The 9,683-nt window shown below is 66.5% G+C and carries 11 protein-coding genes and 1 pseudogene; 8 read left to right on the top strand and 4 right to left on the bottom strand.

Annotation, left to right across the window (positions count from 1 at the left end; genetic code table 11):
• The 5 genes from ACWDU1_RS02635 to ACWDU1_RS02615 all read left to right on the top strand — a co-directional run.
• A partial coding sequence (locus ACWDU1_RS02635) for a WXG100 family type VII secretion target (protein ID WP_449995281.1) occupies window positions 1-277 on the top strand: 277 nt, incomplete at its 5' end.
• Window positions 278-302: 25 nt separating this feature from the next.
• Entirely contained in the window at window positions 303-638 is a 336-nt protein-coding gene (locus ACWDU1_RS02630) for a WXG100 family type VII secretion target (protein ID WP_449995279.1), read from the top strand.
• Entirely contained in the window at window positions 635-2,125 is a 1,491-nt protein-coding gene (locus tag ACWDU1_RS02625; RefSeq protein ID WP_449995277.1) for a hypothetical protein, read from the top strand. The genes ACWDU1_RS02630 and ACWDU1_RS02625 overlap by 4 nt, the downstream gene beginning before the upstream one ends.
• 10 nt (window positions 2,126-2,135) lie before the next feature.
• Entirely contained in the window at window positions 2,136-2,528 is a 393-nt protein-coding gene (locus ACWDU1_RS02620) for a hypothetical protein (RefSeq protein WP_449995275.1), read from the top strand.
• Between the two features lie 144 nt (window positions 2,529-2,672).
• Window positions 2,673-3,380 carry an ADP-ribosyltransferase domain-containing protein gene (locus ACWDU1_RS02615; protein WP_449995273.1) on the top strand — a complete coding sequence of 236 codons (708 nt, stop codon included), beginning with the start codon at window positions 2,673-2,675 and terminating at the stop codon, window positions 3,378-3,380.
• 85 nt (window positions 3,381-3,465) lie between these two features.
• Here ACWDU1_RS02615 and ACWDU1_RS02610 read toward each other — a convergent pair whose 3' ends face one another.
• Window positions 3,466-3,948 (bottom strand): AAA family ATPase, encoded by a 483-nt coding sequence (locus ACWDU1_RS02610; protein ID WP_449995271.1) that lies wholly within the window; start codon window positions 3,946-3,948, stop codon window positions 3,466-3,468.
• A 93-nt stretch (window positions 3,949-4,041) separates the two neighbouring features.
• On the opposite strand from ACWDU1_RS02610, the gene ACWDU1_RS02605 reads away from it, so the two are divergent.
• Window positions 4,042-4,692, top strand: coding sequence for a hypothetical protein (locus ACWDU1_RS02605; protein ID WP_449995289.1), 651 nt, complete (start codon window positions 4,042-4,044; stop codon window positions 4,690-4,692).
• 171 nt (window positions 4,693-4,863) lie between these two features.
• On the opposite strand, the pseudogene ACWDU1_RS02600 reads toward ACWDU1_RS02605, so the two are convergent.
• A pseudogene (locus ACWDU1_RS02600) lies at window positions 4,864-5,112 on the bottom strand (PPOX class F420-dependent oxidoreductase); the annotation flags it as partial.
• Between the two features lie 279 nt (window positions 5,113-5,391).
• Here ACWDU1_RS02600 and ACWDU1_RS02595 point away from each other — a divergent pair.
• Window positions 5,392-6,690, top strand: coding sequence for an NtaA/DmoA family FMN-dependent monooxygenase (locus tag ACWDU1_RS02595; protein WP_449995269.1), 1,299 nt, complete (start codon window positions 5,392-5,394; stop codon window positions 6,688-6,690).
• Between the two features lie 128 nt (window positions 6,691-6,818).
• On the opposite strand, the gene ACWDU1_RS02590 is transcribed toward ACWDU1_RS02595, so the two are convergent.
• Entirely contained in the window at window positions 6,819-7,124 is a 306-nt protein-coding gene (locus ACWDU1_RS02590) for a hypothetical protein (RefSeq protein ID WP_449995268.1), read from the bottom strand.
• A gap of 136 nt (window positions 7,125-7,260) precedes the next feature.
• Here ACWDU1_RS02590 and ACWDU1_RS02585 point away from each other — a divergent pair, with 136 nt between their 5' ends.
• Window positions 7,261-8,493 carry a helix-turn-helix domain-containing protein gene (locus tag ACWDU1_RS02585; RefSeq protein ID WP_449995266.1) on the top strand — a complete coding sequence of 411 codons (1,233 nt, stop codon included), beginning with the start codon at window positions 7,261-7,263 and terminating at the stop codon, window positions 8,491-8,493.
• 33 nt (window positions 8,494-8,526) lie between these two features.
• On the opposite strand, the gene ACWDU1_RS02580 is transcribed toward ACWDU1_RS02585, so the two are convergent.
• Window positions 8,527-9,666 carry a helix-turn-helix domain-containing protein gene (locus ACWDU1_RS02580; RefSeq protein WP_449995264.1) on the bottom strand — a complete coding sequence of 380 codons (1,140 nt, stop codon included), beginning with the start codon at window positions 9,664-9,666 and terminating at the stop codon, window positions 8,527-8,529.
• Window positions 9,667-9,683: the final 17 nt, after the last annotated feature.

Below are 9,683 nucleotides of genomic sequence, written 5' to 3'. Positions count from 1 at the left end.
AACCTTTCTGTCAGAGGTTGCCAGCACACTCGGTAACGGGTTCATCCGGATGGATACCGAGATAGACGGTATGGCCGCCTACTGGTCGGGCCCGGCCGCCGTCGGTTTCACCGACGGATGGAGGGAGGCCAGCGCCGGTGCGGTGCAACTGCTGTCGTCACTGGAAGCGATGGCCCAGCTCCTCGGTGTACAGTCCGGCGAATTCGCCGAGGTCGACGAGTCGCTGCGCGACGAACTGGCCGCCACCGAACCACGGCCGAGTTCGCTCAACATCTGACGCACGTATCAAGAGGAACACCCACATGTCACAGCACCGTGTAGACACCGAGGCGCTGGATGCCCTCAATGCCCAACTGCGGGGGCTGCTCGGGTTCACCGAAGACAAGCTGGTCGAACTACGGCAACGAATGAACGCGCTGCACAACGGGGACGGCACCTCGGGGCCGTGGACCGGCGAAACCGCCGAAGCCGCCCACACCGCCATGGACACCTGGAACGCCGGCGCCCAGAAGATGCGAGACGGTCTGGCCACGATGGAGGCCGCGAGCAAGGCGGCCCACGACTCCTACACCGCCACCTGTGCGGTGATCCTGGCCCGCCTCGATCGCAGTCCCGCTCCCGCGAGCAGTGCGCAGTGACGGTGCTCGACGTCGATACCGACGTCTACGAGCAGGCGGCGACCGCTCTGCTGAAAGCCGCGGACGACTACTACCTCGCCGTCGACAAGCACTGGTCCAAACTGGCCGATACCGGCGAATCCATGTGTGGTTCCTACGAGGAGGCCCGAACCTGGGCGGCCTCCTACGACACCAAGGCCAACGATCTGCTGGTACAGGTCAAGGCGATAGCGAACAACGTCAACGGCTACGGAAACGTGCTGCGTGAGCTGGGCTATCTGCACGCCCTCGGCGACCACAACGCCAATATGAGCCCCGGACCACCGCCGACCGAACCAGTGAATCAGATGCTGACGTTCGGAGCGGGCTGCCGACCGCCACTACCATCGTCCGGCGGACCGGGCGAGGGCCTGATCGAGGATGGGATCGGGCTACTCGACGAAATCGGGGTCACGGTACCCGACGGCGACACGGACAAGCTGTGGACGGTCGCGGCGATCTGGCGCGATATCGCCGCCGAACCCGCGGTGTCCGGGCTCGTGGCCGAAATCGACCGCGCCGCCGCCATGTTCGCGCCGATCACCGCACCCGAACTCGACCATATCGACGACGATCTGAAAGCCCTGTCGGCCGCGGCCGCCGAAACGTCGAACGGCTTCGGCGCGATGGCCACGACCACTGGCGAGCACCACGACGAACTGGTCAAGATGCGAAAGGACATCGAGGGCTTCCTCATCCAGCTCGCCATCGATGCCGCGGTGGAGGCAGCGGTCGGGGCGGCGGTCACCATCGCCGCGAGCCTGGTCACCTTCGGCGCCGCGGGCGTGGTCGCCGCCGGTGTCACCGCGTCCCGGCTCGCCGCCCTGTGTGCGAAGTACGGCCCGAAGATCAAACCACTGATCAGCCTGTTCAAGCTGCGCGGGCTGGGCCGCGGCATGAAAGACGTTCCGGACTGGTCCACCCACAAACAGCGGATGGACCAGATCTGGCAGATGATCAACAAGAAGACACCGGGCGGATACCGGCCTACCGGCACGAATTGGTCACTGACCCCTGAAGACATCAAAGCCTTGCAAATGGGCCAGATGCCGTCCCGGCCCGACGGGACGACGCTCAACCAGTTGCTCTACCGTGGGACGCCCTTGACCCCTGAAGAGCAGGCGCAGGTCCGCGCGCTGAACGATGCATTGGCCAAGTTGCCGGCACATGAAGGACCGGTGGTCCGGCATATGAACCTGTCCACGGATCAGCTGGCCCGCTACGAGCCCGGCCAGCCGATCACCGAAAACGGTTTCGTTTCCTCCAGCCTCAAACCGGACGGTGCGAGTAAAGCATTCGCCGACACCCAGAATGTCGAGTTCCAGATCGTGAGCAAAACCGGCAAACCGGTCGGAGACCACTCCGGTCTGGACGACGAAGTACTTTTCGGGTCCGGGACACCGTTCATGGTGCACAACAAGTTCCCCGGACCGGACGGCAAGATCATCATCCAAATGACCGAAATCTAGGCAGGAATCATTGTTCGGACGACTCATCGGCCGCATCAAGAAGGGACGAACACAGATGCCCGGCGCCGGGGACTATCTCAACAGCGAGGAATACGCTCGCAACCAGGCCATATTCGACCAGCTCAACACCGAGATCCAGGAGCGTAGAGAGGCCTACGAGGCCGATCCGAACCGGGAGACGATCGACGATATCGATCCCGAACTGCTGAAAAAGCTGCGCGCCCGCGCCAACGACATGGTCACACCGGAGAACGAGGGCCAGCGTCAGGAGGGGGACCGCTGGGTAGATGCGGCAGGTAACACCCTCTACACGCGCGGCGCGGACGGCTGGTACGACACGACCGGCACCCGCGTCTACGACCTGGTGTACAACCGGGTCGCCCCGCAGACAGGCACGCAATAGTCACCGCGGCAACCCACCGGCCTCTTGCGCAGACGCCCTCGCTGGTCCGAACCGGTCGCGGGCAAGACCCCTCCCCTGTGCTGGGGATGCGTCAGGATTCGGATCGGTGTAGTGAAGCGTTCTGACCACCGGTCGGGAGTGGTGGTGGCATTCGGGGTTCTGGCAGGGCTCGGGCAGCGCATTCGTAACCGCTTGGTGGAGGCCACCCACGGAATCGGCACCGGCGCCAAGAAAGCGACCGGCGGCAACACCGAGATCCTGCGTGACCTCGATCGGAAGACCCGGGAGGTCGAACGGACGGGATATGACGCCATCTCGAAGACGAGCTTCGGCCCGTCCGGACCGTCGAACCGGCAGGCCCCGGATACGCCGAGGTCCAGGCCGCGTCCCGCCCCCATAACCACCCGCGACGCCGAGGTCATCCACACGATGACCGCCGGGACCGGTTTCTTCGAGCGCATCAACAGAGGCTTACGCTCCGGAACACTCGACCCCGCGGACAGGAGGTTCGCCGAAGACCTCCGTTCGGCCATCGCCAAATTGCGCAGCTACTCGGGCACCGTCTTCCGCGGTGCCCACCTCCCCGCCGATGCCCTCGCCCGCTACAAGCCCGGCGCCATCGTCACCGAGGCCGCCTTCACCAGCACCAGCCGCACCAAGAGCCGGGCTTTCGGCGGCAATACGCATTTCAAGATCCGGTCGAGTACGGGGAGCAGACTGGGCGGGTACTCGGCGAAGCCGCACGAGAAGGAAGTCCTGTTCCCTCCCGGCACCAGGTTCGAGGTCGTGAAGGTCAAGTACAACCAGCACTGGCGCCGAACCGATATCACCATGGTCGAACGCCCGAGCTGAGACGCCCGCTCGCTTGACCGAATTCCCGCGCCAGGCCCCCGCCGGCTCGTCGGTGCCCCTCCCCTCGGGCAACGGCGACGACCTGCTAAGCGCAAGCGTGGTGCCACGCGGCGACAACAGTGGGCAGGATCCCCAGGGGAGCCGCCTGTTCGGCCCACTGATCCCAGTCCTCGGCGAGCCGCCGGTCGTCCTGGTGCAGCGCCGCACGACGCCGCCCCGCATACCGCGCCCGGGCCGTCTCGGCCGGCACCCGGCACCACACCTCCACGGCGCGGTCGGCCCGCACCCGGCGGATACCGGCCGCGGCGAACGCCAGGTCGCGCGGCCTGAACCACCAGGAGTCGATCACCACCGATACCGACGACGCCCGCGCCATCGCCCAGACCGCGTCCATCGCGACCCCACCGTTACCGGCGACGATCGCCGGATCGTCCACCCTCGCGGCCAGCGCCTCCTTCACATCGTCCTTCGAGAGGAACTGGGCACCCAGTGTGGGTGCCAGAGCCCGGCTCAGAGTCGACTTGCCGGAGCCCGGTAATCCGTTGACCAGCACCAGAAATTTCTCCACGAGACCCATCATCGCCGGGCCACGAGATCATGGAAACGCTCGCGGAAGAGCACGACCACCCGCCGTGTCGGACCGCGCCGCTATCCTCCGTCGATGGAACACGACCTCGTCGTCAGAAGCCGCCTGCGACTCCTGCTCGAACAGGCCACCGGCGGCTCCGGCACCGAACACGACGTCTACGCCACCGTGAAATTCACCCACGGGGTGGTCACCGCGCAACGGGTGAGTATGTGGGCCACCGCCGGCGGTATCCGGCTCGGCTCCTGGGTGGGTGAGCTCAAACCCCAGTACGTGCCCTTCTATTCGAACCCGACGGCGATCGAGGGACTCCTCGCCCTGGAAGACCGCGGTTGGACGGTCGCGGCGAATCTGCATCTCGCCTACCACAACGCCCGCCCGTTCCAGCGCTGGTATCCGCCGATGGCTTCGAAGGCGCGCGAGTACACCCAGCGGTGGTCCGCGGATCTGGAGTTCGCGGGCCGCCGGCCACGGGAGGTGATAGCCGACCCCGCGTTCGGCCACTGGCTCGTCGACCGCGGCCACATCACCCCCGCCGCGCTCCCCGGACTCCGCGACTGGCTCGACGGCCATTCCCGTAAGCAGATCGATATCCGCCCGAGCATCGCGATCGAACGTCCGCTCAACGGCTCCTCCCCCGGCGGTGCGGATTTCGTCTCGGTGCGCTCGGTGCGCACCGCGATAGACGAATTCCTCACCGCGATCCACGAACCTCCGCTGAAGTAGCCCCGCGACCACGCGCACGCCTATTCGGCACCGCGACTGGTGAAGTCGAAGGATCCGCCGTCGATACCCCAGGAGATGACCCGTTCCGGCCGGATCCGGATCACCGCGCGTTCCTGGGGCGGGGAAGGGCGGCTCCACGTCGTCGAGCGCCTCCGCGGTGCCGCGCACCTCGATACCGCGAATCACATACGGCTCCACCGAAACCTGCTGGTCGATGACGAACGACACCGTGCTGCCCGCCTCGACATTGCGGTACTTCCGGCTGGCGCGCATCCGCATACCACCGATATCGATCGTGCCGTCCGCGTTCACCCGGTAGTTGGTCGGATTGTTTTGCACGACGCCGTCGGGCGATACCGTGGCCAGCCGCCCGATCCCGGCCTCCGCGAGGAACTGCTGCTCATTGCTGGTGAAGGTCATCTCGATTACTCCTCGTGATCCCGCCGGTCGGCAGGTGACATCTTCGGGCACTGATATCTAGCGTCGCTAGAAACCAGAGCAACAGTAACATTGCCTCGCTAAGTTGTCTAGCGCCGCTAGCCTGCGGCGGTGATCGCGGATTCGTGCTCGAATCAGCAAGCGGCACATGCCGGATACAGCCGCGCGGTAGACACCCCGAGCGGCCTCCGGACCGGGCGCGGGCCCACCCGAAACCGCGAGGGTGCGCCTACCCGAAGAGTTCTACGAAGGAGCCTCCCGATGGCGGAGCGACGTTATCTGCACCTGAACCTGGTGGCCAACGACCTCAACCTGCACCAGGGCGCCCACCGGTACGAACGAGCCCACGGCGTCCCCGAGCGCAGCGCCTTCGAGCGCCTCCTCGAATACGGGAGATTCGGCGACGAGGGCCTGTTCACCGCATTGTTCGTCGGCGACATCCCCGGTATGCAGAGCTCCCCCGCGTTCGACGGCGGCCCCGCCGAACCCATCACCGCCCTGACCGCGATCTCACAACACACCCGCCGCGTCGGTCTCATCGCGACCGCGTCCACGACCTTCTACGACCCCTACAACCTGGCCCGGCTACTGGCCTCCCTCGACCAGGCCTCCGACGGCCGCGCCGGATACAACGCCGTCACCTCGGTGATCGACCGGTTCGCCCAGAACTACAGCCTGGGAGAACACCTCTCCCGCGAAGCCCGCTACCACCGCGCCGACGAGTTCCTGCAGGTCCTGCGAGCCCTCTGGGACAACCGCTCCATGCGCCCCGATCCCGACGGCCGCCCCCGCTTCCACGCCGAGCCCATCGACCATCAGGGCCCGCTGTTCAACGTGTCCGGGCCGCTCAACATCGCCCCCAGCCGCCAGCAACGCCCACTCATCGCGCAGGCCGGCGGCTCGGGTCCCGGTATCAAGGTCGCCGCCAAACACGCCGAGATGGTGTTCACCAACTCCTCCACCCGCGCGAGCGCCGCCGCCTACCGCCAAACCCTCGACAAGGCCCTGATCGAAGAAGGCCGGCCCCCCGGCACCGTCCCCGCCATCCCCGGACTCATCCCCTACCTCGGCCGCACCACCGAAGAAGCCGAGGAGAAACTGCGCGAACTCGACAGCTACGTCGACTGGGCACCCCTCGCACCACACGCCATGGGCCAGTTCGGCATCGAACTACCCCTCGGCGATATCGACGACCCGTTCCCCGCCCACCTGCTGCCGCGCCCGGAAGACGTCGAGCACACCATCAAAAGCACCTTCGGCAACTACGTCGGCCTCTACAACTGGATCCAGGAACGCCCGGACGTCACCGTGCGCGAGGTCACCGCCCAGGCCGTCGGCCGGGGCGGGGCCACCCACCGCAAATTCGTCGGCACCTACGACGCCCTCGTCGACGACCTCACCACCTGGTACGAAGACGGCAATATCGGCGGCTTCAACCTGATGTTCGCGACCGGATCCACAGCCATCCGAGAATTCATAGACGAGGTGGTCCCCCGCCTCATCGACCGCGGCATCTACCGCGGCACCCCCACCGACCTGCCCCTCCGCCAACGCTTCTGAGCCCACACCTCTCGCAACCCCCGTCGTCGCCTCGTGCACGGTCCGGCGTTCTGCCGGCTCCGGCCAGACCAGAGCCCAGACCAGCACGGCCGACGGCAACCCGATCGCGATCACATACCCCAGCACGATCACCGCTCATGCCTCACCAGTGACCACCGCGCGAACGACAAGCGGGGCAACACGGTCTCCACGTCGGCGATACCCATCACCCTGTTCAGCTCGATCGGACCGAGGTGGTGCGGACCCGGCACGACCACCGCGTCCACATCGGCAGCCCGGACCTGATCGAACAACGGGAGCAGCGACGACAGGTCGGGCCAGACGACGAGATAGCCGAGACGGCGTGCGAGTCGTCGAACCTGCGCCCGATCCCAGGCCAGTGATGTACTCGCGTCGAGATCCACATATCCGAGCGCGGTCGGCCGGTCTCGCATCGAATTCCCCTGTTCTTGTCCCCTGCGTTGACTGGCCGCACCTGCCGCCGAGGCATGCTCACCCGGCGGCGGGGCGTGATCGGGAACCTTGACAGCTCGACCATCGCAACCTGTTCCTCTGTGGAACAGTGGAGGTATGAGCCATTTCCAGCCAGAGGACGACCGCTACGTCGGTCGTCAGGTGCGCACGATCCGCGCCCGGCGCGGAATCTCACAACAGGTGCTGGCCGACCGCGCCGGGCTTTCCCGTAGCGCCATCGCGAAATTCGAGACCGGGCTACGGCCGATCGACTCGCGCAAGACCCTGCTCGCACTCGCCTCGGCGCTCGGAGTCACCGTCGGCGATCTGACCGGCAGCCAGGAACAAGAGAAGCTCGACCCCACCGTTGCCGGTTTCCATGCGGCAGTTCCGGATATCGAAACCGTGCTGTGGACCAAGGGCAATGTGACCGACACCCGCCCACCACGCACTCTCGACGAACTGGCCGCGCTGACCCACACCGTCACCGAACTCCGCAACGATTGCGATTACGCCGCCATCGGCCCGATGCTCGCACCGATGCTCACCGACGCGTACCGGCATATCCGCGACGCGAACACCAGCGACACCGCGCGGGCCTACGACGTATTCGGCATAGTTGCCTACGGCGTGGCATCGGCGTTGCGCGCACGCGGCTATCACGCACTCGCTTGGAGCGCCGCCCAGGAAGCCGAGCGCGCCGCCCACCGAGTCGCCGCCCCCGCACAGCTCGCCGCGGCCGCGTTCAGCCAGGGACAGATCATGCTGTCCCGGCCCGGCGCGCTACCCGCCGCATTGGCGACCACGCTGGGAACCGCCGAGAAGATCGCCGCGGATATCCGTACGGTCGGCGAAATCGAAACCTACGGCATGCTGCACCTGCAAGCATCCATCGTGGCCGCCACCATGGGCAGCGACCCGGAGCCGCATCTCATCGAGGCGGCCGAGCAAGCGGGCCGTCTCGACGATGCACGTCCGAACACCTCCGAGGCGCGCAACGAGTCCTTCGGCCCCGCGAATGTGACACTGTGGCGCATGTCGGCAGCTGTCGAACGACGCGAACCGGGACAGGTACTCGAACTCGCCCCGCGTCTCGACCCTGCCGAACTGCCCAATCAGGGCCGTAGGGCTCAGTATTTCGTCGAAATCGGTCGCGCGCACGCGATGCAGCGGAACCACCGGGACTCGCTGTACGCACTGCTACGGGCCGAGCACGCCGCCCCGCAACACATCCGCACCATGACACCGGTTCGCGAACTCGTCGGACACATGATGCGCACGGCCCGTCGGGATCTCACCACCGGCGACCTCGGCAAGCTGGCCCGGCGGGTGGGCGTGGTGCCCGCGTAGGACTGTCGGCCGTGTGAGGCAGGGAGTACCGCCTCAGCACTCGAGGCGAATCACATCGGCCAGCTCGCGCATCTCCGGTGTGAGCGTCCGCCGCTTCGCGATGATGCGGCCGAGAATGTCGCGCGCCGCCCGCTGCTCCACGAACCACGGCCGCGCTTCCCGGGACAGCCTTTCGAGGACTTCGAAAGCCAGGTCGTAGCGGCGCAATTCGACGTCGGCCAGTGCGACATCCAGCAGATGCCGGTTGCGGTTGTCCGACGTCGGCCGAAGATCCTGCGGGATGCCCCGCGCCAAGCGAAGCGCGAGGTCCGGCCGAACATCCACGACAGCGTTCTCGACTCGCTTCATCGCGACCGTCGCGGAATCGAATGTCGTCCAGTACTGGTGATAGGGCGTTCGTTCGGGTCGCAGTGCCATGGCGGCCGCACCGGCGAGACGCATCATTTCGTCCGCTTCGTCGGCCCGGTTGTCGCGCACGGCTGCCGCCGAACCCCGCAGCAGCAGCCAGCCCCAGGTGGATATCTCCCGCGTCGTCGCGACCGACAACCGCGGTTCCACCCGATCGGCCCACTCCGCGGCCAGGCCACGCACCCGATCGAAGCGCCGCTCCACGATCAACAGCCAGCACAGGGTGATCACGGCAGACGCAGCGTCCAGCACATCTCCGCTGGATTCCGCGTCCGCCAGCGATCGATCCAAGGCGAACCGCGCGGGCTCCGGCTGGCGAGTTTGTACCAGCACCGAACCCGCGAGTTGCAGCACCCGCGAACGCAACAGCGGCCCCGCCGCATTCCCCTCCCGAATCAACCGGGGCAGAACCCGGGAGAGCTTCTCGTACTCGTTGTCGTGGTACAACCGCGTCGCATATGCCAGCGCAGCCTCCAGACCAGGTCCCGGCTCACCATCCGCCGAGGCTGTGAGCGCGTCTCGCGTGGGTCCCCACAGCTTGCCGGCGCCGCTTGAATCCGGAATGGCCGGGTCGGGACCGAGCAGGGCTGTGAGCGGTCGGCCGAGAGCGACAGCAAGCCTGCGCAGCGTATCGATCCGGGCGTCACGCTCGCCCTGCTCGATCTTGCGGATGAGCGATAGGGACACACCTGCGGCCTCGGCGAGTTCACGCTGCGTAAGACCACGCCGCTTACGAATACTCTGGAGCCGTTCCCCGAGGTCCATAGCTACAAGGCTAAGCC

This window comes from Nocardia sp. NPDC003345, assembly GCF_053589395.1.
Note: the sequence above shows the minus strand (reverse complement) of the source record. Positions and strands in the feature narration are given on the sequence as shown.